The sequence below is a fragment of the Marinicella litoralis genome, from assembly GCF_002591915.1.
Lineage (GTDB): Bacteria > Pseudomonadota > Gammaproteobacteria > Xanthomonadales > Marinicellaceae > Marinicella > Marinicella litoralis.
Window position 1 is genome coordinate 417,052 of the sequence record NZ_NIHB01000002.1, and the last position, 25,597, is coordinate 442,648.

Here is a 25,597-nt window from a genome sequence, read left to right on the forward strand (position 1 = left end):
CATTGTGTCACTAATGAATGTTTTTTATAGTATAATTATATAGGTATATCAATAGGGGAAATATCATGTCAGAACCATTTTTGGCCGAAATCAGGATGATGGGCTTTAATTTTGCACCCAGGGGTTGGGCCTTTTGTGATGGGCAGATTCTACCCATCAGTCAAAATCAATCATTGTATTCATTGTTGGGTACCATATATGGTGGTGATGGCAGGACTACGTTTGCGCTTCCAGAATTACGTGGCAGAACCCCTATTCATGTTGGTAATGGACATACCCAAGGCCAGAAAGCGGGTGAAGAAAACCACACCTTAGCTGCTGCAGAAATGCCGGCACATAACCACATCACTTCAGCTTCAACCAACAATGGTAACAACCCAATTCCTGTCGACAACACTTTAGGAGCCATTAACAATGGATATAACTCAGGTACTGACTTGTTAACCATGACCAATGAAGTATTGAATTCGGGTGGTGGGCAAGCGCACAACAACATGCAGCCCACATTGGTTGTGAATTTTTGTATAGCCCTTCAAGGCTTGTTTCCATCTAGAAATTAGGAGTCTATTATGTCAGAACCATTTGTAGGAGAAATCCGCATGTTTGCTGGGAACTTTGCCCCCCGAGGCTGGGCATTCTGTGACGGCCAATTATTAGCCGTCTCACAAAATGACGCCCTTTTTTCATTACTAGGAACCGTATATGGAGGGGATGGGAGAACCACATTTGGACTGCCTGATATGCGTGGACGCATTCCTAATCACGCAGGAACGGGCCCTGGCCTGAGCCAAAGAAGGTTGGGGGAAAAGTATGGGACTGAAACTGTAACCTTAACAGTCAATCAGCTGCCATCACACCAACATGATTTTCAAGCGTCAACTGCGCCCGGGTCAGAAAACAACCCGAATGGTCAATATTTGGCTGCATCACCCAATGTCAGGTTACTCAGGCCTGTACCACCCAATGCAAATTTGCTGAACACCTCAGTTAATAACACCGGCGGAAGTCAAAGCCATAACAACATGATGCCGTATTTATGTGTGAATTTTATAATCGCCTTATTTGGCATTTATCCATCAAGACAATAGGAGCAAAATCATGTCAGAACCATTTATAGCTGAAATCAGAATATTTGCCGGTAATTTTGCACCCAGAAGCTGGGCATTTTGTAATGGGCAGTTATTACCAATTGCACAAAACACAGCCTTATTTTCCTTGATAGGGACCACTTATGGTGGCGATGGCAGAACCACCACCGCACTACCCAACTTACAAGGCAAGGCACCTATGCACCCAGGAAGAGGTCCAGGATTAACTTCTCGGCGCTTGGGGCAACAAGGCGGCGCTGAAACAGCCACTGTTACTGCAGCACAAATGCCTTCCCACAACCACAACTTAGGGGCATCAACATCACCTGGTTCAACCTTTGCACCAACTGACACCACAGTGTTGTCCAGAAGTGTTGGCGGCAATGTTTATGATGATACCGATAACTTAGGTGCCGACATGAATGCTGGCACATTATTAAATACCGGTGGCTCACAACCACACAACAACATGCAACCCTTTCTGGCCATCAATTACATCATCGCCTTACAAGGTTTATACCCAAGCAGGAGTTAATCATGAACAGAAGAATATTTGCCAAGTCTGTAATGGGCACAATGGGTATTTCCCTGATTGTGGCACCATCATTGGCTGCAATCAAAAGCAAGCAACATGTGTTTGAAGCCGGTCATCAAATGACCAGTGACGAAGGCTTAAAAATGAGCCTCAGTGGACACTCATTACCCACTGCCAACAAAGACCATAAACAATTTGTGTTAACCTTTGATGTGGAAAATCCCAATGGTTATTTAGATGAAAAAATATACCATTTAATCGACCACAATGGAAAAAAGCATCAAATATTTATGTCTCCTGTAGATAAAAACAAATTACAAGCTGTGTATAACTGGAGAACCAATGCCTGATGACTGGCTGGCTTATCAAAACAATTCAAAGCTGATTCAATCAGACATAACATTCAAAGCCATCTCTGATAAAGACATGGCTTTTTTGTGTGAATTGTATGCCACTACTCGATGGGAAGAAGTATTGCAGGCGCCATGGAATGACCAGCAGCGCCTTGATTTTTTAAAGCAACAATTCGAAGCACAGCACAAGCATTATTTAAGCCATTATCCAAAAGCTGAAAAACTGATAATCAAACAAAACAAGAAACAAATTGGTCGAATATATATTGATCGAGATGAAACCTCGATTTGTTTGATTGATGTGGCCATATTACCGTCACATCGTGGACATGGACTGGGTACTCAGTTGCTGCAAGAACTATTGATAGAAGCACAAGATGACAACAAAAAAGTGGTCATTCACGTTGAAAACTTCAACCCGGCTTATGCCTGGTACCTCAAGCACGGCTTCAAACAAGTAGAAGACAAAGGTGTGTATCAATACATGGAATGGTATCCTGAATAAAGTTTTTATGTGAATACAGCTTCGTAATGAACTTCTTTTTCATCACCAAAAACTGGCACCAAAAACAATTCAAACACACCCAATTTTGCATGAGAAACTGCATACACTCCTTGCTCATAAACCTGTGGGCCTGCCGTTAAAAACACCACTGAAAACTGTTTTGAATTTTGTTTAACCATTGGTGCTGTACTGGTATTGATCTCTTTGATATGACATTGGCTTTTGTTCTGTCCATCAAAATCAATCTCAAAAACGTCATCAATATGGGCTTCAAATAATTCTTTATCTGGCAGTGACATACAATTAAATTTATGTGGCTTAAGGTATGACAATTATAACTTAATTGATGATTAAAATGGATTAAGCGTGTAACCTTTCTGCTGCAGCAGTGCATGGGCAGTCATGGCAGACAGTGCCATCTTCACCCCTGGTATCAGGTCTTCAGTTTTAACCCCATAATAGGCTGCACTTTGACCACAAACATAAAAATCAACACCTTGTTTTTGTAAAGCCATAATCAATGCCACATTGGCATTGTCTGCTTCATTGTTTTTGCGGTAGGCATTATTTACAGTCATGTCCCTTACCGAACCGCCATGAACAACCATGGCCAAGTTAATTTGTTCAGCAGCAACGCCAGCCGCATCATGCATATTTATAAATCGAGCCACACTGTCAATTGAACGATTGATTTCACCGGGCACAGCAGCTTTAGAAACATCAAAACTGACATTGAACTGGGCCCCGGGTGGTAAGGGATCCATACCCTCAACTTCAGCTATTTTTCCATGGTTTTCTATGACTTTACCGGCATGAAATTGATCCATCTGGGCCAATGATTGAAAACTAAAAAATAAACCATAAATTATAAAAATTGATTTCATTGTACTTTCCTTACTCAGAATTCTGTATTGTCTACCGAAGGTGGCGGGGGCGCCAGAACTTCTCTTGCGCCATTGTGTGCTGGCGCCGAAACCACGCCATTGGCTTCTAACTGTTCAACGATGGTTGCTGCCCTGTTATACCCTACCCGTAATCGCCTTTGAACATAAGAGATGGAAGCTTTGCGACTTTCAGTCACCACAAACACGGCTTTGTCATACAGCTCATCAACTTCATCTTCACCGCGTTCAGGCAATCCAGTCTCACTCAACATTTGGCCATCATCGGTTAACTGAACATTATCTAAAATACCTTCTTGATAATCGGCTTCATAATGACTGGTCAGATAATTAACCACAGAATGTACCTCATGGTCATCAACAAATGCACCGTGTACACGATCTGGCTGAGCCATACCTGGAGGTAAATACAACATGTCTCCATGTCCCAACAGCATTTCAGCACCACCCTGGTCTAAAATGGTTCTGGAATCAATCCTTGATGACACTTGAAAGGCCATTCTGGTAGGAATGTTGGCTTTAATCAAACCGGTAATGACATCAACAGAAGGTCTTTGAGTGGCCAAGATTAAATGCACGCCTGCAGCACGGGCTTTCTGTGCCAACCGAGCAATCAACTCTTCCACTTTTTTACCCACAATCATCATCATATCAGCAAACTCATCAATGATGACCACAATAAATGGCATGGGTTTGAGTGCTTCTTGTACTGAACCGAAAGGTGAAGTGACTTCATCCCAAAATGGATCCATGATGGGTTCACCTGCATCCAAAGCTTTTTGAATTTTCTTGTTGTAACCAGCCAAATTTCGCACACCCATGGCTGCCATTAATTTGTAACGACGTTCCATTTCTGCCACACACCAACGCAATGCATTGGCTGCTTCTTTCATGTCTGTAACCACCGGTGCCAATAAATGTGGAATGCCTTCATAAATGGATAGTTCCAACATTTTTGGATCAACCATGATCATTTTGACTTGTTCTGGACTGGCTTTATACAACAACGAAATGATCATTGAGTTAACCGCCACAGACTTACCAGAACCAGTGGTTCCAGCCACCAATAAATGAGGCATTTTAGCAATGTCAGCAATCACTGGATTGCCTCCGATACTTTTGCCCATGGCTAAGGTCAATGGTGATCTAGACTTATCAAAACTGACCGATCTGAGTATTTCACTTAAATAAACGATTTCTCGACTGGCATTCGGAATTTCGATACCAATATAAGGTTTACCCGGTATCACATCCACAATGCGCACACTGGTGATCGACAACCCACGAGCCAAATCTTTGGCCAAACCCATGATTTTACTGGCTTTTATCCCAGCAGATGGATTGACTTCAAATCGGGTGATGACTGGACCGGGATAAACCCCCACCACTTCTGCTTGCACCTTATAATCTGCCAGCTTTAATTCCAGTTGTCTGGAAAGCACTTCCAATTCATCATTGGTATAGCCAAATACTTGGTTGGTTGGGTTATCCAGTAACGACAATGGTGGTAATTTGCCTGCCGGTAATGTATGAAACAAATTCATTTGTTTTTCTTTGCTTGAACGCTTGGATTCGACCACCTCAGGTTCAAACTGTTCAATCACTATGGGCTCACGCTTTTCTTGAATTTTAGCATCAATTTTTCTGACAACTTCACGTTCTGTTCGGGCCTTTTTGCCGGCTCGCCAATCAGCGAACTGTTCGCGCCTTTCACCCAACCAATGAATGAACTTAATGGTCAATTGTCCGACTTTATCGGCCAAGCCTATCCAAGACAAACCAGTGAACAAAGTAATGCCAGCCAGAAAAGTAGCGGCCAGAATCAAGGTTGCGCCAATGCCACCAAAACCAGAGAAAACCGAACTTCCAACCACATCACCAATGATTCCACCACCTGAAAAAGGCATACCACCAGTGTTCGCATGCAGGTGTGACAAACCACAACCAGTTAACAAAGAAGCGACAAAACCCAATGACTTAATCGTGGTATCTAACCATGAATCTTCATGATCTGTGCGATCTTGAAACAACCGCCATGCAATATACAACAAACCCAATGGAATGAAATAAGCAAAATACCCAAGAAAATGCAGTAAGAAATCGGCAATATATGCCCCGGTTAAACCACCCAAGTTATTGATCTTATTGACATCTGATGTGGCAAAAGATCCAGGGTCTTGGGGGTTATAACTGAGTAATGAGAGTAAGAAATAGGCCGCTACAGGAACAATGATAAATACCAAACTCTCCCTGACGCGATTTTTGACTTGTTTTGATACTTGATTCAACAGTGCTCACATTTAAAATTAAATAAGGCACTAAGGATAAGCCTTAATGCCTTAATAATCAATTCTTGAATTGAAGCAAAATGTTATAAATCAAACAATGCTGGGTGCATGATTTTACCATCCTGTACATTTATCCCTTTCTGCAATGATGGAACAGATGGCCAATCAATTTGTGACAACCTTTGCACATAAGGCAAGATGGCTGCTGAAATGGCATGTGTTGATGTTCTTGGCACCGCACCTGGCATGTTGGTGACTGAAAAATGAACCACACCATGTTGAGTGAATGTGGGTTCTGCCCATGTTGTTGGTCGCGTGGTTTCTACACAACCACCTTGGTCAACCGAAATGTCAGCGATAACTGAGCCTGGCTCCATACCTTTGACCATTTCTTCGGTGATCACATGAGGCGCTTTGGCACCTGTAACCAAAACCGCACCAATAACCAAATCAGCATTGGATATTTCAGAAGCAACCAATTCTTGATAAGGGTACAAAGCAGTGACATTTGATCCCATGGCCATCATTTGTGCCAATCGATCTTGACGTTTATCAAATACCACCACGTTGGCGCCACTGGCAGCTGCCAATGCGGCAGAGTTACCACCGGCTGCACCACCACCCAAAACCACAACTTTACCGCGTTCTGTTGATGGTAAACCACCCAACAAAATACCTTTACCACCCATGGGATGATGCAATGTCGAGGTTCCTACTTGAGTGGCAATTTTACCCGCAATGATACTCATAGGAGCCAATAATGGTAATGAACCATCGGCTTCTTCAACCGTTTCAAAAGCCACACCGGTTAATCCAATATCCAGCAACGATTGGGTTAACTCAGGTTCTGCCGCTAAATGTAAATAACAGAATAATAAATGATCTTCTCTGAGGTGTTGTAAATCACCAGCAATGGGTTCTTTGACTTTAACAATCATTTCAGCCACGCCGTATAAACTTGCTGCATCAGGTTCAATTTTTACACCCGCTCGGATGTAATCATCGTCAGAAAATCCACTCATTAATCCTGCTGATGATTGGATGTAAACTTCATTGCCAGCTCTGACCAAATCAGCGGCTGCTGCTGGTACCAATGCCACTCGACCTTCTAGTGTTTTGGTTTCTTTTGGTATACCAATTTTCATCTTTATGCGTCCCCACAAAAGGTAATGTTGAAGATAGGTTTTGCTCTTCAAAACCATTTAAGCAATGGACACTCATTAATTCATCAATACACGCCATCACATAGGAGGCACATTTTATCTCAATCAAAGCAATGACAACAAACGATTTATCCACTCAAATCAGATGTATGTCCCGAGTGGCCATAGATAAATCAAATCATTACGACTTATTTAATCTAATTTACAAACCACAGATGAACGTATAAGATTTCAACCTTTAGAAATTTGGAATAGGTGAATGGAAAAAGTACATCATAAACTCATCATTGTAGGTTCAGGTCCAGCTGGTTATTCCGCTGCGGTTTATGCAGCTCGCGCCAACTTAAATCCAGTGATTATTACTGGCTTAGAGCAAGGTGGCCAATTAATGACCACCACTGAAGTTGAAAACTGGCCTGGTGACCCTGGTGATTTACAAGGACCGGAATTAATGGCTCGCATGTTACAACATGCAGAAAAATTTGACACCAAGGTTATTTTTGATTACATCAATACTGTTGATTTAAAACAAGGTCCATTTACCTTGAATGGTGACCAAGCCATTTACACTTGTGACTCGCTGATCATTGCGACTGGCGCCAGTGCCATGTATTTGGGTTTAGAATCTGAAGAAGCCTTTAAAGGCAAAGGTGTGTCGGCATGCGCCACTTGTGATGGTTTTTTCTATCGAGATCAACCAGTGGCTGTGGTAGGTGGTGGTAACACGGCCGTTGAAGAAGCCTTGTACCTTTCCAACATCGCATCCAAAGTTTATCTGGTACACCGTCGTGATTCATTGCGGTCTGAAAAAATATTGCAAGACCGGCTGTTCGAAAAAGCCAAAAACGGCAACATTGAATTGGTCTGGGACCATGTGGTTGATGAAGTTTTGGGTGATGCCGCCGGGGTCAATGCTTTGCGTGTTAAAAGTGTTAAAGATGAAAGCACCCAAACTTTGGCTGTACAGGGGGTGTTTATCGCCATTGGTCACAAACCCAACACCCAAATATTCGAAGGTCAATTAGCCATGCAACATGGTTACATTACTGTAGAATCCGGACAACAAGGTAATGCCACACAAACATCCGTTAAAGGTGTTTTTGCGGCGGGTGATGTGATGGATCACATTTATCGCCAAGCCATCACATCAGCCGGTTCAGGTTGTATGGCAGCGTTAGATGCTGAAAGGTATTTAGATGCCAAAGAAAAAGTTTAATACTTATATTAAAGGCGGGTGTGACTCTGAGCAAAAGTCCACACCTGCCCCGTTTGATTTATGATACTTCCTTGTATCGATGGAACAACCCCCTTCCCGCCGATCAATCAAGCCTTAAATGATCCAGATGGTCTTTTGTGTTTTGGTGGCGATTTATCAAGTCACAGGTTAACCCAGGCCTATAAAAAAGGCATTTTTCCTTGGTATTCCTTAGGAGAACCGATTCTTTGGTGGAGCCCGAGTGAACGAATGGTCATGCGACCCAATGAGTTCCATGTCAGCAAAAGCCTTAAAAAGGCAATCAACCAACTTGCACCCCAATTCCATTTCAATCGTAATTTTAAATCAACAGCAGAACATTGTGCCCAAGTTTCCAGAAAAGACAAAGGCACTTGGATTCACCCAGAAATGATTGCAGCATACACTGCCTTGTTCAACGAAGGGCATGCTTTTTGTCTAGAAGTTGAAATTGACGGTGCACTGGCTGGCGGTATTTATGGCGTGGCTCTTGGTGCCATATATTGTGGGGAATCCATGTTTTCACTACAAACCAACGGCTCAAAAATGGCCATGTATGGTTTGTGTCAACACATGCTTAAAAACGGTATTAAATTGTTAGATTGCCAGCTTCACAACCCACATTTGGCTTCGCTGGGTGCAAAATTAATTCCAAGGACTGATTTCATTAAACAACTCAATCAATGGGCAGCTGTTTGAAGCCTCACAGGAATTGGCACTCCACAGGCATCGATATAATCATGCTGATGTACAAACCACTCACCAGATCGGTTCTTGCGTGCATCCAATAATTGCTTGAACGAATCTGAACGGGTATCCATCACTTCAATTGCCAATACATCATCTGCCGATAAATCAGCTGCCATTTGAATAGAAGCAATGATGTTCTGTCCAGCTAAATCGACAGGGCCATCAAGATTGACACTTCTTTTTAATGCTTGGATGTGTTCCATACCAGTAATCACTCGACCGAACACCGTGACATTTCGGTCTAAATAACGTTGTGCAGGGCCATTGACTATATACAACTCTGTACCTCCTGAGTCTAATTCATTGGCACGTCCCATACCTAATGCACCATAACAATGTAACAGCCAGGTTTCACCACTGGATAAATCCCTACCCACAGCAAAGCCATCAATGAATCCCGTTTCATCCGCATAACCATCAGATGAATCAAATGGGATGTATTGATCACTTAATTCACCGGTATAAGTCAGTTCTTCAGGGACACTGTATTTGCCATTTGATAATGGCTTCATGTCTGCCGCTGATTCAAACATGGGGCCACCTTGTGCCACAAAGCCATCAAGCACACGATAAAATTGAGTGCCATCAAAAACGCCTTGTCTGATCAATGCCTTGGTGTTTGCAACATGCTCCGGAGCCAAGTCAGGCAACAGTTCAATCACCACCAAGCCACTGCTTAATGTCAGGTACAATGTGTTTTCTGCATCCAATTCCCGCCACTCTTCAGCACTGGAATTGGCCACCACAGTTGATGGCGTAGCGATTGATGGATCATGGATAGGCTCAACTATTAAATTGGATTTAACCTGGCACCCTGAAATGAGCGGCAGTAAAGCCAGACAGCAAATAATAAGTTTCATTATATTCTCGACAAACAATCAACACAATATAACGCAAATCATGGCCCAGCTCAAAATAAGTTCAACCTGAATGGTTATTGAGTGACTCTACATAACGAAAATTCAATACCTTCTGTCCCTTAATGGTTAAATAGCGAAACCTTCCTGGTTTGTAGTCAAGGTACTTGGCATGTTTGCGATGAACGCGTCTGAATAAAATTTCTGTTGTGGTGTTAAGTGCTTTGTTTTCGATGGTGGCAAACAACAAGTATTTGTGACCTATCACAACATGTACCTGTGCAGTTTCTTGTTTGAGGTGTCTACCAAAATTGGCGCCAAACTTTTTGGCTATGGCTTTGAAACATGAGTCATGACCATGTTGTAAACCCACACACAAATGTGCCAATTCATGCCTGATGGTGGCATCCAATAAAGCAACTGCAGATGTGCCGACAAATGCTTGGTTGATATAAATCACACCATTCACGTCTGCCATACCATATTTGGTTTTGTGTTGAGTTGCTGATAATTTGAGAGGCTGAATAGACCATTGATCCAAAGGACAGAGCAAATCAACGTTTGCTGTTATTTCAGCAAATGCCCGTTCTATATATGGCCAATCAATGAGCATAAACATCCCACATAAAAAAAGACCTGAAAGTATAAACCATTACAGTCACTTTCAGGTCTTTGCTTGCTTGCTAATTGGTCAAAATAAACAAGTATTTGTGAGCAAGTAATTGAGTTATAGTTTGTCAGATTCTGTTGACAAATACTCAGCCACACCATCAGGAGATGCGTTCATGCCTTTGTCACCATCTTGCCAACCTGCTGGACAAACTTCACCATGTTCTTCATGGAATAACAAAGCATCAACCATACGCAACATTTCATCCACGTTACGACCCAAAGGTAAATCATTCACCACTTGATGACGAACAATGTTGTTGGCGTCAATCAAAAACGAGGCACGAAAAGCCACTGCGCCGTCTGGTGTTTCAACGTCATATTTTTTACATGCTTTGTGTGTAACATCTGCAAACATGGTATATTTTACTGGCCCGATACCACCTTTGTTGATTGGCGTATTGCGCCATGCATTGTGGGTAAATTGTGAATCAATCGAAACTGAAACCACTTCAACACCACGTTTTTCAAATTCTGCCATGCGCTTATCAAAAGCAATCAACTCAGAAGGACAAACAAAAGTAAAATCCAAAGGGTAGAAAAAAACCACTTTGATTTTTCCTTCTGTGGCTTGTTTGAAATTATATTCATCAACAATTTCACCGGTTCCTAATACAGCTGCACCTTTTAAATTTGGTGCTTTTCTTCCAACGAGTACGCCCATTGTTTTTCTCCATTTGTCATTATAAAAGTTCTATTTTAATAGATATCAGGTTGAATTAAAATTGCGAAATTCAGATTGATGTTTTCTATTTTTTGAATAACCCTTTTATGGGTTGAATCCACTTTGACTGACTCATAGACTATGCTTCATCATGACTTGTGTTTGAACGCAGGTCTGCATTCACATTTTGCTTAACAGCAACCACTCCAACCGTTCTATTACCTTGTAAACGGTTCAAGACTCTAGCAAAACGCTCCTTACCCCACAAACTTAAATCGTCCAACCAACAATAGATGCAAGGTAACAACACCAAGCTGATGATGGTTGAGAATGTCAGGCCTCCAATGATTGCGCGAGCCATAGGAAAGTAACTGGGTCCATTTCCACCACCGACTGCTGACACACTGACACTTAAGGGTAATAAACCCACAACTGTAGTCGATACAGTCATGAGTACAGGGCGAATTCTGTCCAAGCCACCTTGGACCACTGCATCGAAACGATTCATGCCTTCTTTGCGTAGGTTATTGATGTGATCTATCAACACAATGCCATTGTTTACTACCACACCTATGAGTATCATCGCCCCAATACCTGCCATTACATTGAATGTGGTGCCGGTAATCGCAAAGAATAGAAAGATGCCTAAAATGGAGAATAAAATGGTGTTATAAACACAAATTGGAAACAACAAAGATTCAAACATGGCTGCCATCACCATAAATATCACCAACAGGGCAATCACGAACGGCATCACCAAATCGGTCAATGATATGTTGGCCCCATTACCTTCTAGATTAAATGTCCAAGAGTATCCGTTGGGAACATTATAGTTTTCCATCATCGCTGTGATGGCCTCCCTGACCTCTTTGACATTGCTGTCATCTTCAACATCCAAATCAATTTGCACAGAATTCAAACGCCCCAATCTAAACAAACGCTGTGGTGAACTGGTTGATTTAATTTCTGCCACATTGTTAAGCGGAATAGAAACACCGTCTGCATTTTTGATTGGTAAATTCCTGAGTTGATCAATTTCAAACTGCCCTTTTTTATAAAATCGCATTTTGACTGGAATTTCACCCGTCTCGGAAACATATTCCTTCAAGTTCATACCACGCATGGCAATTGAAACGGATTGAGCCACTACAGTTGGATCCAAGCCTAAATTCAAAGCCCGTTCACGATTGACGTTGACTTGCAGCTCTTCACGATTGTTCTTTTGCTCCACTTGTACATTGGTAACTTTTTCCACGTTGCCTAACATGAACATCACCTCATCCAACATTTCTTCACGAATAAATTGTGCAGACTCACCTTGTAAATAAAGCTTAATCCCTTGAGATCCTATGTTACTGCGCCATTGAAACGACGGAGAACCAATGGTGATTTCTGGCATGTTTTCTAGAATTTCTTTTTTGACTTCACTGACAGTCTTGGTGGCCAAGTCTTCGTCAATCAAGGTGATCATCGATGTGGCATTGCCATTCTCATTGTAATAGGTATAAACCGAATCAATTTCAAACTTTTCTTGATTGGCATACAAATAATCCTCAACGCGATCAACGTCCTTCTTCATGCGATCCAAGGTGTAATTTCCGTTCACATGGTAAGGGAACCAAAAATTCCGACTGACTGATTGACCTGTACCATCGTCCTGACTCATAAATTTCAAACAAAACATACCGACAAAAACCAACATCAACGCACTAAAGAAAGTCAACCAGCGGTGTTTAAGAAAAAACTTTAATATTGACAGGTAATTACGGATTAAGAACAAACTGAACAGGAAAAACAAAGAGACATAGGCAAAAATTGAAAAATTTTCAGCGGGCATCTTCATCAATTTGGCCAGCACATACAACAATACATAAATACCAATAATCAGTAAAAACTTGTATCTTTTTTTGATTTGACTCCAGCGATTGAAAAACCTGGCTTCTAGCCCACCGGTTTTACTTTGTTGTTTTTTAACAAACAAGCCAATGGCCATGGGCACCACTGAGATAGAAAGCATCAATGAAATTATCAAGGAAGCAATGATGGCCACAGCCACATGGGTTAAAAATATGGCCAATAAATTACCTTCACCAACTATCACTGGTAAAAAGACACATACAGTGGTTAAAGTGCCGGCAATCACTGGCTTAATCACTAATTTCACACCTCGAATCAATGCATCTTGAGGGTTGTCTGGATCCAGCTGTCTTTGGGTATATATACTTTCTGTAATCACCACAGAATTGTCCACCAACATGCCAACAGCCAACATCAAGCCCATCAATGACAAATTATTTAAACTGATTCCGGTGAAATACAACACACCCAATGTAATAATAATTGATATAGGAATCGACATTGAAATAATCAGTGTCATGGGTAAGTTACGTAAAAAGACGAACAACACAATCAATGACAACAAGGAGCCTGTTACCCCAGCAGTCACAACGTCTTTCAAGGAGTTGGTTACACCTTCTGCCTGATTATTTAAAAACACCAACTTGATACCACTCATTTGATCGGTTTGACTGATCTCATTGATGGTGGCAAGTACTTGTTCGCCGACGTCCACCAAGTTGGCAGTGGACTCTTTGAATATTTCCAGCCCCACCGAATACTTACGATTCAGATGACGCGCATAATCACGCTCACCATTCAGCATCTCAATGGTTGCAATGTCCTTTAAACGAACATTGTTGTCATTCAAAATTAAATTGCGGTAATCATTGATGTCTGTGGCTTGAGATTTTGGGCTTAATCTGATGGCTTGATCGGCTGTAAAAAAACTGCCTGATTTGATGGTGAAATTAAGGTTGCTCAACTTGCTTTGTAACTCATTGAACCCAATCCCATACCTGATCATGCGATCATTGTCTAAATTGATACTGATTTCAAGTGGTTCAATGCCTTGTAATTCGACCCGTGCCACACCTGGAATCCGTTGTACTGGTTTCACCAAGTATTGGTTCAATACATCGTAGGCCCCTTCCAAATCACGGTCACCAATGATACGTAATTGCATCATGGCTTCACTGCCTGGTTGTTCTTTGCGAATAAATATTTGCCTGACATCTGAGGGCAGATCACTGCGAATCAAATCAATTTGTTCATTGACCAACATGACCTTTTCATCGATGTCTACATCCAAATCAAACAACATAAAAGTATTGCTTGAATTGGTGGTTGAGTTGGAATTCATTTGCACCACATCGCCAATGGTGGCCAAGGCTTCTTCCATGGGCCTGGTGATGTTCCGTTCAACCTCTTGTGGCGTGCCTGCATCATAAGGAACGACCACTATCAAAAAGGGTAATTTAATTTCAGGCCAACTTTCAAGCGGTAACAACTTGGATGAAATCAAGCCAAAGGTAACCAGCGTTAAAAACATCATACTGATGGTTACGGGTCTGGCCATTGAAAAAAGGGCCAACCTCGATATACCAGTGGCTTCATTATTGACTTGAAGTTGATGATTGTTTTTCATGACATCAGTTGGCCTCTGTTGAGCTGATTTCTTCATTTGTTGACCGCTCTTTGGTTAACAATGAAAACATCACGGGTATCACCAATAAAGTTAAAAATGTTGAAACCAGTAATCCGCCTATGACCGTAATCGCCATCGGTGCTCTGATTTCAGAACCAGCGCTGGATGAACCAAAGGCTATCACCATTGGCAATAATCCCAGCACAGTTGTCATGGTGGTCATTATGATGGGTCTGAGTCTGGATTTACCCGCTTCAGTGATGGCCAAAGTTTTGTTCATGCCTTTGTCGATAGATTGTTTGATGATATCAATCAGTACTATCGCATTATTGACCACGATGCCAGCCAACATGATTAATCCGATAAACACCACTACAGATATAGATGTGTTGGTCAAAAACAAAGCCCAAACTGCCCCAATGAAAGCCAAAGGTACGGAGAACAAAATGACAAATGGGTGGATGAATGATTCAAACTGAGATGCCAAAATCATATAGACCAAGAATACAGCCAAGGACAAGGCAAAGATCATCGATCTATTGGATGACTCCAAATCCTCATTCTGTCCAGTTACCTTGGTCATCACCAGTGGATGGATGTTGGCCTTCGCCACCAGCTGATTAACCAAAGTGACTGCATCACCCAATGCGATTCCATTGACATCAGCTGAAACAACCACAGTCCGGTCTTGATTTCTGCGTAAAATATAACCAGGGCCTTCAGCTATCTTAATTTCTGCCACATCAGCCAACCTGATTGGAGCGTCATTCTCAGGATTAATTATCAAGTTCCTGATGTCATCAATCGAATCACGTTGAAATTCTTGTGTACGCACACGCAAATCCATTTTTTGGTCTTGCCAATGTACCGTAGTTTCTACTTTACCCAGAACATTATTAACCACGTTGTTGGCAACAGTTGAAACATTCATACCCAAGGAAGAAATTTTTTCATGATCAAAATACAACTGCACTTCTGGGTTTCCGACTTCCACACCATCATCGACATTGATAAAATAATCATTGGTCATCAATGATTTGGCCAATCGAACGGCATTTTCTTTCAGAAGAGCCAAATCGTTTCCAATCAATTCAATTTCAATTGGTTTCGCTAAATCAAAAAATTGTCCTGTTTTCAACTCACTTTGTAAACCCGGAGCAGCATTGATTAATTTAAGCGCCTGGCTTTGTGCCAATGCTTTGTCAGCACCTGGTTTAATTTTTATCGTGATTTGACCAGAATTTTGACCACCAGATAAAGAAGAGGTATCCAATAAATTTCCTTCTCCACTGTATCCATAAACCAACTCAACTGATTCACTTTCACTGAAGTTTTGGCTTAATTTCTTGAAAAACGCATCGGTGGCTTCGATGGTTGATCCTTCTGGCAGTTTGAAATTAATTTTAACTGTACTTGCATCCATATCAGGAATTAATTCAACACCAATTTTAGGTAAAATAACCATACCTGAAATAAAACAGATTGAAGCAAATAACATCACCAAAATTCTATTGCGCAAAGCCCATGGCAACATTTTTTGGTACGCTTTAGCCAAACCATCAAATAGGCGATTGACCATAGCTGCCGGAACAATCAAGAGATACTTCAATAGAGTGGCAATAAGTAGCAATGGCAGGCTTAATAAGTACATCAATCCAGCACTGATTCCATTAAAAAATTTTCTCCTGCCAGACCTGACAACACCACCAAATTTGGTTTTGGGTTGATATTCCACTTCACCTGTTTCACCCACTGTATCAGATTTTCGATGCTTTAAACTGGATAACATTGGAATCAATATTAAGGCAAATACCAAAGACACCATCAGGGTAAAAGTAACTGTCAACGCTTGATCCTTAAAAAGCTGACCTGCAATGCCTTCAACAAAAACCAAGGGCAGAAAAACGGCAATTGTTGTTAAAGTTGAGGCGGTTATGGCACCACCAACTTCTGCAGTTCCCTCACGAATGGCATCGATGGGGCGATCATTTGATTTCATTTTAGATGCTATGTTTTCAAGCACAACAATTCCATTATCAACCAATAATCCAACGGCCAAGGCCACACCTCCCAATGACATGATATTGAAGGTCACTCCTGCTCTGTACATGAAAAAGAAACCAGAAATGACTGAAACAGGAATTAAAACAGCAATGATCAAAGTGGCCAATGCATCTTTCAAAAATAAGTAAATAATTAATACAGCCAACAAGCCACCAATCAATGCCGCATTGATCACATTGTCGATGGCATCTTTGATGAAAGCCGATTGGTCATCAATGATTTCAATATTTGCACCAAAAGGTAAGTGTTTTTTGATGTCTTCTAATTTATTGCGAACCGCTTCTGCCACTGCCACCGTATTACTGTCGCCTTCTTTATATATCGCAACCTCTATGGCTTCTCTGCCATTAAGTCTATTGATTGATTTGCGGTCTTTGTGACCTAATTCGACGGTGGCAACATCCTTAATTTTTATGATTCGATCATTGTTGTTAGAAATGATGAGTTCTTCAATGGCATTGATATTTTCAAATTGGTTGACAGTCCGAACTAAAAACATTTTGCTGCCTTGCTTAATTGAACCACCGGATAGATTGATGTTTTCTTGTCTGAGGCGATTAGAAATATCATTGATGTTTAAACCCAGCTGTGACAATTTGAATTGATCAGGTAAAATTTCAATTTCCTTTTCATAGCCACCACTGATTTTAACGGCTGCAACACCAGTAATTGGGTCTAATTTCTTTTTTAAATCATTGTCTGAAAAGGTCCTTAAGCGTTTAAGGTCTGCTTGGGAGCTGTCACCATCAATGCTCAGTGATAGCTGCATGATGGGGTCTGTGGATGGGTTGAATCGCAGTAATATTGGAGATTCAACATCAAGGGGTAACTGCACCGCATCCATGCGGTCTCTGACATCATAGGCTGCTTGCTTCATGTCAGCATCCCAGTTGAATTGCAATTTCACATCAGATCGACCAGTCGTAGAAGTTGAATAAATTTTACTTAGACCTTTTACTACACCAACACTTTCCTCTAAGGGCTTGGTAATCAGCAATTCCATTTCCTCAGGACCCGTGTTGTCATAATCAGTTCGAATCGTCAATGTTGGGTATTCCAAAGATGGTAACAATGTGACAGGCATGTTATTCATGGCAATTGAACCAAATAGAATAAATCCAATTGCCAACATAAACACAGTCACCCTGCGTTTGGTTGCAAAATGTGTAATGGAATTTATCATAAATTTTGATCGTAATTAACCACGTTGATTTCAACATCAGGTGTTAAATTATTTTTCCCAGTAGTGACAACCTGTTGTCCTGCTTGGATTCCTGAAGTGATTTCGAATGAGTCTGGCATTTCGTAACCAAGTTTAACTTCAACTTTCTTAACTGCAGACTCACCTTCAATGACATAGACATAAGATAAATCGTCTTCACGAATGATGGCATTTTTATCAACCATAACGACATCATCACGTTGATCAAAAACAATGTCGGCTTTGGCAAATAAACCTGGCCTGAGAGATAGATCTGAGTTATCAACTGAAACAGTGACTTGAAAAGTTCCTGAACCGGCATTAACCACAGGACTGACCCTGACTATTTTTCCTACTATTGTTTTTCCTGACAAAGCATCAAAACTGAATTGAACATCCAAACCAGTTTTCATGATTGACCATTGATGCTCAGGCACACTGATCTTAGCTTGCAGAGACTCAAAATCAACCACTTCATAGACGGCCGTAGCATTTTGTATTAAGTTACCTATTTTGACATGACGTTTAACAACAATTCCATCAAATGGTGCTTTGACTTGGGTAAATGTTAAATTCATTCTGGCCTGATCTAAAGCTGATTTTAAAGATTGCGTTTCATACTTTAAATTATCTAATTGTTCTTTATTAATTAAACCCTTACTGATCAGTTGTTGCGCGCGTTCATAGTTATTTAAACTTTTCTCATAATTGGCTTTTGCACTATTAAGAGAGAGTACTTGTTCATCTGATTCAAGTACCAGAAGAACATCGCCTTGATTAACAACATCACCTTCTTCAGCAATGATATCTAGAATAATGCCAGACGTTTTGGTTGTTACCGTTGCCGCCCTGTCAGCTTCTAAAATTGCAGTCGATTTAAACGTTGCTATAGAGTTTCCAATATAACTGGTTGCCGCCTCAACATTGATGATAACTTTATTTTCTTCTTTATTGTCTTTTTTGTCAGATTTTGATTCCTTGGATTGATTGCAGGCAGACAGTATCAATAACAACATCACTATTATATATTTTTTCATAACGCTTACATTTTCTAATAGATTCATTTTAAGTATTTTGGGTGGAAATTCATGTGCATTTAGTCACTCAAAAAAAAAGGCTTGTTTTTAAACAAGCCTTTTAAATTCAGTATTTATTAAATACTTATGGGGTACATGCAGGAGGATTGTTTGGAGACAAACCTGGATCACATAAATCATACCCTGTGAATTCAACAATCGCTTCAGGTTCACCTGTACCCGTTGTGAATGTACACGTTCCAGTAAAGAATTCATTGATACCACTCAAAGAGGCATTGACATTGGCAATTGCCATACCATTCTCATCGGTATTTCCTGGTTGTGCAGTCACTGTTAGGGTTCCACCTGTTGATTCACACGAACCGAACAATGGAACATTCGGAATGCCTTGACCATTACCACCAAAGAGATGTAAATCGATAACTTTCAGACCATTGGTGAAATGAAATTGAGGTGTTGCCGATAAATAAATGGCACCTGGGTCACCAATTTCAATACAAACACCACCTTCTTCATTGATACAGCTTAAGGATCCAGCATTAAAGACGAATCCAGTACCATCTACATCACCGATGATGCCGGTAGCATCGGCAAGACCTGTTGCACAACCATCAGCTCCGGTGCGGTTATCCATAATTCCTGAGCCATCAACACCATCAATTGAACCTGAACCTGATCCACCTATGAACGCCCATTGAATGGCAACACCTTGGATTGGATGAGAAGCCGCATCAAACACACATACAGTGACTGTGGTTGATGAGTTCGCGGGTATAACTGATGGAGCCGCTGTAATGTAAGCTGTTCTGTCTTCACCCAAAGAGGCGATGCCAGGGTATAGAATCAATTCAACATCAGTAACAACTCGAGTTGTTCCATTGGTCGTGGCACCTTGGCCTTTGGCGTAAATTCCAGCAATTTTACCCAATTTCGAAACTGGGTAATTAACCTGGGTGGTCACGACGCCATTTTCATTGATGACTCCCGTGGCATTGATGTTGCCATCTACAGCTCTACCCACAATGTAAGGAACCACACCCAAACTGTTGTTTACCGTACCTGTTAAATCATTGTTATTAAATCTTTCTGATATTCTTAATGAAGTTTGCGACAACACTGTTTGTACTGTTGAAGAACTTTCTAAATCTTCATTACCCAAGATCTCTTCGCCAAATACCAACAAAGTATCACCAGGCTGAGTACCGCCAGCAGCCGTTTGGAACTCACCCGATGCTGAGGTAAATAAGCTGCCACCCTCCTCAGGATCACCGTCAAGGCCTGCAATGATGAATGAACCTGGACCATTTTCAGGATAGCCTTCAATCGGACTGTCTATCAAACCAAATTGAATGGTTTGAGGCAATGCAGGGTTACCACCTTTGTCCGTACCAATTGCACTGACCGTCATCGTATAACTACCGTCTAAGTTACCAATACCATCATCACTGAGGACATTACCATCAACAGTATTGACAAATAAACTGTTTATATTAGGTGAAGTAATGTCTAATCCAAACAAGACGCCATCACTGATGATGAAGTTGTTCTGTGCTGTGATTGGGTCTTGTAAACCATTATCAACATTATTATCAGCACGGTCTGTGGTTGCAGTCATGAACACAGTATTTGGATTTGAACCACTTAATAATTGAAATGAAGCCACGCCATTTCCAGTTGCTAAATTAATTGATTGACCAGAGACAGTTTGACCTGACGCATTGACACCAGTGATCTTTTCACCGCTGTTTTGACTGTCTGTCGAAATATCTATCATTACATTGTTGAAGCCATTTGGGTTAGGCACAGGGAAATTACTAGAGGACTCAACCAATACTTGTATCACTTGACTTTGTGAACCACCAGAGCCATTGACATAGTTGGCACCAGAACCTGCCAATGATATTGAAGTAGGAAGATCGACAGGACCATTGTCTACAATGATATCAACTTGTTGGCTGATCTCTGTATTTAAAAATTCATCAAAGGCATTAACAGTGATGGTGGCTGTACCTGGCGTATTCGACCATATAAAAATGGTTCCTTTACCTGCAACCATATCAACGGGGCCTTGACCTAGTAAAATAAAGGTTTCATTATCTTCAGTCAATGGATCACCATCATCTTGTGTTTCAGGATCGTCAAGGGTTGAAAATGCAGCCACACTAACAGGGTTGATTGCCACTCCAACTGTTGAAGTATCACCACCAGTAACCACAGGATTGATAAAATTACCCAGAGGATCTCTGAATGAAATGGTCGCCTCAGTCATATACACCGTACCAAAAGCTTGTCTTGGTGAAAGTCCAAATACGTTGGCGGGTAAAGTAGTAGTAATGGGTTCAATGGTCAGTCTGTCGAAAGGCTCTGGACCTTGTGTCACAGTAAATTGAAAATTGAATGAAGATGTGCGATTTGTAGTAGGGTCAACTGCTGATGCCGTTAAATTCACATTGCCAGCCGTGGCACCACTGTGAATATAAAAAGTAACATTACCACCACTGGACAATTCGGAAACAGATTGTGCAGTCAACTCAAGCTCGTTCTCAACAGTTGATGAGTCGTCAGCAGGAGAGATCAAAGCCACTGATGCATTTGTCGTACTCAGTTGAACTGCAGTGCCATTCGGAATTGCTGTCCCATTATCAAAAGTCACGTTCACGCTGACTGATGTCAAAAAAGGTGAAGATTCTGATGCTGGGAAATTATTGGTGTTTGAAGGAATATTGTTTTGAGCAGGTGTCACTGTAAATTTCAAATTTGAAACCACCGGACCAGGTGAAGCGCCGCCGCTGTCACTGCTTCCGCCACAAGCTGTTAACAATACAGCAACCCAACTAATCAATAATATATTTTTTGTAAAATTTGACATAATTTACCTATCGTTAACTTTATAAACTTTCTTTTATGATTGTAGGAGTTACAAATATCAATAACTCCGCTTTATTATCTGAAACAGATTTATTCCTAAATAAATTACCCAGGCCTGGTATATCACCCAAAACTGGAACTTTTGATTTAGTTGTTCTTCTTACTTGCTCGTAAATGCCACCTAATACAATGGTTTGACCATTATTAACTAACACCCTGGTTTTCACAGATCTGGTATCAATTGAAGGAACACTGCCTTCCCCTTGAGAAACCAACTCACCCACTGAATCTTGATTAACCTGCAAAGTCAAATCAATCCTTTCGTCTGGCGTGATTAATGGAGTCACTTGTAAAGTCAATGCTGCATCTTTGAATGAAGTAGCTGTCGCCCCACTAGATGATGATTCTTGATAAGGAATCTGAACCCCTTGTTTAATGATCGCTTCAGATTGATTGGCCGTGATCACCCTAGGTGATGAAATCACTTCACCCCTGTCCTCGGTTTCTAATGCCGATAATTCTAGATCCAAAAGGAAATCAGCTGCCAATATACTTGCAGCCCAAGTTCCAGCTGAAGAAGCAATGGCTGGTAAATTAACATTCAGCCTTTCACCAATAGGAGGACCTGCGATCAAATCTGATGGTTGGTTACTTGGAGTGACTGTTGGTAAACCTGAGCCACTTGGCGAAGTGTATCTATTTAACAAGGCAGCATTTGACATTCTGTCTACTGCCAAAGCACTACCACCTGTGCTGATGATGTTACCGTATTTATCTTCATGAGAACCATTGATACCAAAACGGACACCAAGTTCATCACCAAATTTTTCCGAGGCAACCACAATTCTTGATTCAATTTGCACTTGTTCTACTGATCGATCCAATGTATCTACCAATTCTTGAATAACAATTATTTTGTCTGGAATATCATTAACCAAAAGCGTGTTTGTGCGCTCATCAAATGTGACTGAACCTCGATCTGAAAGCAATGAATTGGTATTACCACCGCCACCACCACCAGAACTACTGCCTTCACCAGTAATCAACTCAGCTAAATCTTCAGCTTTTGCGTAGTTTACTTGTATGAAAATATTGTCAAGTGGTTGAAGTTCAATTTTTTTACTGAGCGCTTCAAGCTTCTCTTGCTCTCGTTGATTTATTTCAGAGGCTGGTGCCACCCAAATAACATCACCTGTTCGACGTTGATCCAGTTGCTTACTTTGTAAAACAATATCCAATGCTTGGTCCCAAGGAACATTATTCAATCTTAAAGTCACATTACCATTGACCGTATCAGCAACTACTATATTTAATTGTGAAGCATCAGCAATTAATTGAATGACTGACCTTACCGGTATGTCTTGAAAGTTGAATGAAACCAGATTACCGACATAAACAATCTCAGAGTCTAGCAAAGTGGTTTTATCTACATTGGTTTTACTTTTTTCTTTGACTTCAACTGTATACATATTACCCGTTTGGTAAGCCATTTTATCGAAAGCGCCTTCTGCTTCAATTTCGATCTTAACATTACCACTGCTTTGTCTGGTATCTACATAGGTCACTGGAGTGGCAAAATCTATCACGTCTAACTTCCTGTCCATTGATTCTGCAACACGACTACCAGCAATTTCAACAACGATTTTTCCATTGATTTCTGACAAGTTAATCGGTGTATTGCTGTTACTTAAAGTAACGCTGATGACACCTTGCCCTTCTAAGCCCCTTCTGAAATCCACAAACTCAACTTCTGTTGTGTTTTTAGTTGAGGTGATTTTTCTGCTGTTATCGGAACCAGATAGCATCAAAGACAAAACGTTTCCATTGACTGCAAATTTATGACCCACTTCGTGAGTAAAATCCAATACAACTCTGGTTTTAGAATTGGTAGATACAATCCTAAGTCCTTTAGCCGCACCTGTACCAATATTTAGATTGGTGATTCCTGATGAATTAACGGTGTCTTTAAAATCCAATGCCAAACGAGGTGGTAGATTAGTAGAAAATGTTTCAGGAGTCTCTGGAATCGATTCGAATTCGAAATCAACAACAATCAAACCATTTTCGCCTGTTTTTAAATCAACTGATTGGATGGCATTTTGACTCAACACTTGACAACTGAACATTAACAGCACCAAACACTGAATAGCTCTTAACTTTATTTGTGTGTTTATAAATCGATTTTTCATATAGTTACTCTCATTTATTCTTCTTTCAATGCCATAGCTGCTTCACGTTCACGCCAAGCGCCTAGTCCATCATTCAACCATTCAATAATTTTAATTTCATTTTCATATATTTCGGAAACAACACCGTGATTGTGTCCAAGATAATGTCCAACTGAAACCCTATGGATTGTTCCATCAGGATCAACAACCAATCCCCAATAATTTCCTTCTTGTTCGTATGTACCAACCATCAATAAACTATCCAGTGGATAAGATTCAAGGAATTCTTTGCGTCGAGTTAAGTCTGGCCCTTTGCCTGTTTCTGCAAACGAAGATGTTTCATTGGATTCACTGTCATCTTGTTCTTCTAAATCATTAGAAAACGGGTCTCTGAATCCATTGGCATTGTACTCAAACACTTCATGCGGCTTTAACTGAGGCAATGGATCTATTTGTGGCACAGGAATGTTTTTATGTCGCTCCATAAATTCATTGATGTCTTCTAATCCGTTGTTACAACCACCCAACAGCATGACCAACGACAATAAATATATCGCCTTCATTTTCCACCTCCACTTGCCGAGACTTCTTCATCATCTAAGTACCGATAAGTTTTTGCAGTTCCTTCCAACAACAACTGTCCACCTAAAAGTGAATCACCTGTAGGTTTTAGAGAAATGTCATGCATGGTTAAAATCACCACCCTGGGTAAAGAAGCCACACCACTCACAAAAGCACCGAAATCATGGTAATTTCCTTTCATTCTCAAACTGATCGGTTTTTCTGCATAAAAATCTTTCAAAGTTTCAGCACCTGGCTCAAACAACTCATTATCGATGCCGCTGGCCAATGCAGTTTGTGACACATCTACAATCAAATCAGACATTTCATTTTTACTAGGCAGTTGGCGCAACATGGATTGAAGAATAATTTCCATTTCTTCTAACTGTTCTTTGTATGCATCCAGTTGAGCTGCTTTTTTGTATTTTGTCGTATAAGTAGTTTTTAATGTACTTTCCTTTTTTTGCAATTCACCTAACTCAATGCGCTTGTCATTAATTACAAAATAGTATCCAGCTGCTAACAAAGCGGCAACCAACAATACGGCAGAACCAATCTTGAATTTCTTTGGCCAGCCACCAGGATTTGCGGTGTCTAAGCTATTAATTTCATCAATAATACTCATGAAACTTCCTCTTCCGAATTATCAGTGTCTTTATTTCTATTTGGATTAACCAACCTTACACTTAATTTAAACTTTTGCTCATGTGATGTCAGGGTGTCATCTGCTCGAATATAGTCCAGATCAATTCCTGTGAACCAAGCTGAAGACTCCAGTCTTCTCATATAATCTGAAACCCTAGAATGAGATTGTGAATACCCTTCTAATGACATGGAAGATCCTTTTTGCGTGATTTTTTCTAAAAACACACCATTTGGTATAGATTTAACTAACTCATCGAACAAATGAACCATCTGTGTTCTGCTGGCCTGAAGCTCTTCAATCACTTCCTGCCTGGCAATCAAATTGGCTTTTTGAGCTTCTAGCTTTTTAATTTCGGCAATTTGCGCATCTAACTTACTTATTTCAGCCGTTAAATACTGGTTTCTTTGGTTTTGATATTTAACACTTTGATCAAAATAATAAAAAGCCAAGCCAAAAACAGCCAACGCCAATCCTGCTGAAATTCCCAGCAAAATGTAAAATTCTTTGGTTTGTTGTTGACGCCTTTCTTCACGCCAAGGTAATAAATTAATCTTTGCCAT

General features: G+C 40.8%; 22 protein-coding genes. 7 read left to right on the forward strand and 15 right to left on the reverse strand.

Annotation, left to right across the window (positions count from 1 at the left end):
- Positions 1-65 precede the first annotated feature (65 nt).
- From CCS90_RS08250 to CCS90_RS08270, 5 genes are read left to right on the forward strand one after another with little or no spacing between them, the layout of a single operon-like run.
- Entirely contained in the window at positions 66-560 is a 495-nt protein-coding gene (locus CCS90_RS08250) for a phage tail protein (RefSeq protein ID WP_099019064.1), read from the forward strand.
- 9 nt (positions 561-569) lie between these two features.
- Entirely contained in the window at positions 570-1,088 is a 519-nt protein-coding gene (locus tag CCS90_RS08255) for a phage tail protein (RefSeq protein ID WP_099019065.1), read from the forward strand.
- Positions 1,089-1,098: 10 nt separating this feature from the next.
- On the forward strand, positions 1,099-1,623 hold the full coding sequence (locus tag CCS90_RS08260) for a phage tail protein (protein WP_099019066.1): 525 nt from the start codon (positions 1,099-1,101) through the stop codon (positions 1,621-1,623).
- Between the two features lie 2 nt (positions 1,624-1,625).
- Complete coding sequence (locus CCS90_RS08265; protein ID WP_099019067.1) at positions 1,626-1,973, forward strand: hypothetical protein; 348 nt, start codon at positions 1,626-1,628, stop codon at positions 1,971-1,973.
- Positions 1,966-2,481: a GNAT family N-acetyltransferase gene (locus CCS90_RS08270; RefSeq protein ID WP_099019068.1), complete on the forward strand. Its 516-nt coding sequence runs from the start codon at positions 1,966-1,968 to the stop codon at positions 2,479-2,481. The genes CCS90_RS08265 and CCS90_RS08270 overlap by 8 nt, the downstream gene beginning before the upstream one ends.
- Positions 2,482-2,486: 5 nt before the next feature.
- Here the strand turns inward: CCS90_RS08270 and CCS90_RS08275 are convergent, their stop codons facing one another.
- The 4 genes from CCS90_RS08275 to ald all read right to left on the reverse strand — a co-directional run bounded on the left by CCS90_RS08275 (position 2,487) and on the right by ald (position 6,816).
- Positions 2,487-2,780 (reverse strand): DUF6916 family protein, encoded by a 294-nt coding sequence (locus tag CCS90_RS08275; protein WP_099019069.1) that lies wholly within the window; start codon positions 2,778-2,780, stop codon positions 2,487-2,489.
- A gap of 51 nt (positions 2,781-2,831) precedes the next feature.
- On the reverse strand, positions 2,832-3,365 hold the full coding sequence (locus CCS90_RS08280; protein ID WP_099019070.1) for a DsrE family protein: 534 nt from the start codon (positions 3,363-3,365) through the stop codon (positions 2,832-2,834).
- Between the two features lie 14 nt (positions 3,366-3,379).
- Entirely contained in the window at positions 3,380-5,671 is a 2,292-nt protein-coding gene (locus tag CCS90_RS08285; protein ID WP_246026999.1) for a DNA translocase FtsK, read from the reverse strand.
- Between the two features lie 83 nt (positions 5,672-5,754).
- A complete protein-coding gene (gene ald / locus CCS90_RS08290) occupies positions 5,755-6,816 on the reverse strand; it encodes an alanine dehydrogenase (protein WP_099019072.1) in 1,062 nt (353 codons plus the stop codon).
- A 277-nt stretch (positions 6,817-7,093) separates the two neighbouring features.
- Here ald and trxB point away from each other — a divergent pair, with 277 nt between their 5' ends.
- Complete coding sequence (gene trxB, locus CCS90_RS08295; protein ID WP_099019073.1) at positions 7,094-8,050, forward strand: thioredoxin-disulfide reductase; 957 nt, start codon at positions 7,094-7,096, stop codon at positions 8,048-8,050.
- Positions 8,051-8,110: 60 nt separating this feature from the next.
- Positions 8,111-8,767, forward strand: coding sequence for a leucyl/phenylalanyl-tRNA--protein transferase (gene aat, locus CCS90_RS08300; protein ID WP_099019074.1), 657 nt, complete (start codon positions 8,111-8,113; stop codon positions 8,765-8,767).
- Here the strand turns inward: aat and CCS90_RS08305 are convergent.
- The 11 genes from CCS90_RS08305 to CCS90_RS08355 all read right to left on the reverse strand — a co-directional run bounded on the left by CCS90_RS08305 (position 8,749) and on the right by CCS90_RS08355 (position 25,597).
- Complete coding sequence (locus tag CCS90_RS08305) at positions 8,749-9,678, reverse strand: peptidylprolyl isomerase (RefSeq protein ID WP_099019075.1); 930 nt, start codon at positions 9,676-9,678, stop codon at positions 8,749-8,751. The genes aat and CCS90_RS08305 overlap by 19 nt on opposite strands.
- A gap of 61 nt (positions 9,679-9,739) precedes the next feature.
- Positions 9,740-10,288 (reverse strand): hypothetical protein, encoded by a 549-nt coding sequence (locus CCS90_RS08310; RefSeq protein WP_099019076.1) that lies wholly within the window; start codon positions 10,286-10,288, stop codon positions 9,740-9,742.
- A 114-nt stretch (positions 10,289-10,402) separates the two neighbouring features.
- Positions 10,403-11,008: a peroxiredoxin C gene (locus tag CCS90_RS08315; protein ID WP_099019077.1), complete on the reverse strand. Its 606-nt coding sequence runs from the start codon at positions 11,006-11,008 to the stop codon at positions 10,403-10,405.
- Between the two features lie 139 nt (positions 11,009-11,147).
- On the reverse strand, positions 11,148-14,528 hold the full coding sequence (locus CCS90_RS08320) for an efflux RND transporter permease subunit (protein WP_099019078.1): 3,381 nt from the start codon (positions 14,526-14,528) through the stop codon (positions 11,148-11,150).
- Positions 14,497-17,739 (reverse strand): efflux RND transporter permease subunit, encoded by a 3,243-nt coding sequence (locus CCS90_RS08325; protein WP_099019079.1) that lies wholly within the window; start codon positions 17,737-17,739, stop codon positions 14,497-14,499. The genes CCS90_RS08320 and CCS90_RS08325 overlap by 32 nt, the downstream gene beginning before the upstream one ends.
- Positions 17,736-18,794 carry an efflux RND transporter periplasmic adaptor subunit gene (locus tag CCS90_RS08330; RefSeq protein WP_162846766.1) on the reverse strand — a complete coding sequence of 353 codons (1,059 nt, stop codon included), beginning with the start codon at positions 18,792-18,794 and terminating at the stop codon, positions 17,736-17,738. The genes CCS90_RS08325 and CCS90_RS08330 overlap by 4 nt, the downstream gene beginning before the upstream one ends.
- 124 nt (positions 18,795-18,918) lie before the next feature.
- Complete coding sequence (locus tag CCS90_RS08335) at positions 18,919-21,663, reverse strand: hypothetical protein (protein WP_099019081.1); 2,745 nt, start codon at positions 21,661-21,663, stop codon at positions 18,919-18,921.
- Positions 21,664-21,682: 19 nt separating this feature from the next.
- Positions 21,683-23,788, reverse strand: a complete 2,106-nt coding sequence (locus tag CCS90_RS08340; RefSeq protein WP_162846767.1) for a type IV pilus secretin PilQ — start codon at positions 23,786-23,788, stop codon at positions 21,683-21,685.
- A gap of 77 nt (positions 23,789-23,865) precedes the next feature.
- On the reverse strand, positions 23,866-24,393 hold the full coding sequence (locus CCS90_RS08345) for a pilus assembly protein PilP (protein WP_099019083.1): 528 nt from the start codon (positions 24,391-24,393) through the stop codon (positions 23,866-23,868).
- The gene (locus tag CCS90_RS08350; protein ID WP_099019084.1) at positions 24,390-25,016 is read right to left on the reverse strand and encodes a type IV pilus inner membrane component PilO; all 627 of its coding nucleotides are present in this window, start codon (positions 25,014-25,016) and stop codon (positions 24,390-24,392) included. The genes CCS90_RS08345 and CCS90_RS08350 overlap by 4 nt, the downstream gene beginning before the upstream one ends.
- Positions 25,013-25,597 carry a PilN domain-containing protein gene (locus CCS90_RS08355; RefSeq protein WP_099019085.1) on the reverse strand — a complete coding sequence of 195 codons (585 nt, stop codon included), beginning with the start codon at positions 25,595-25,597 and terminating at the stop codon, positions 25,013-25,015. Before CCS90_RS08355 ends, CCS90_RS08350 begins: the two co-directional genes overlap by 4 nt.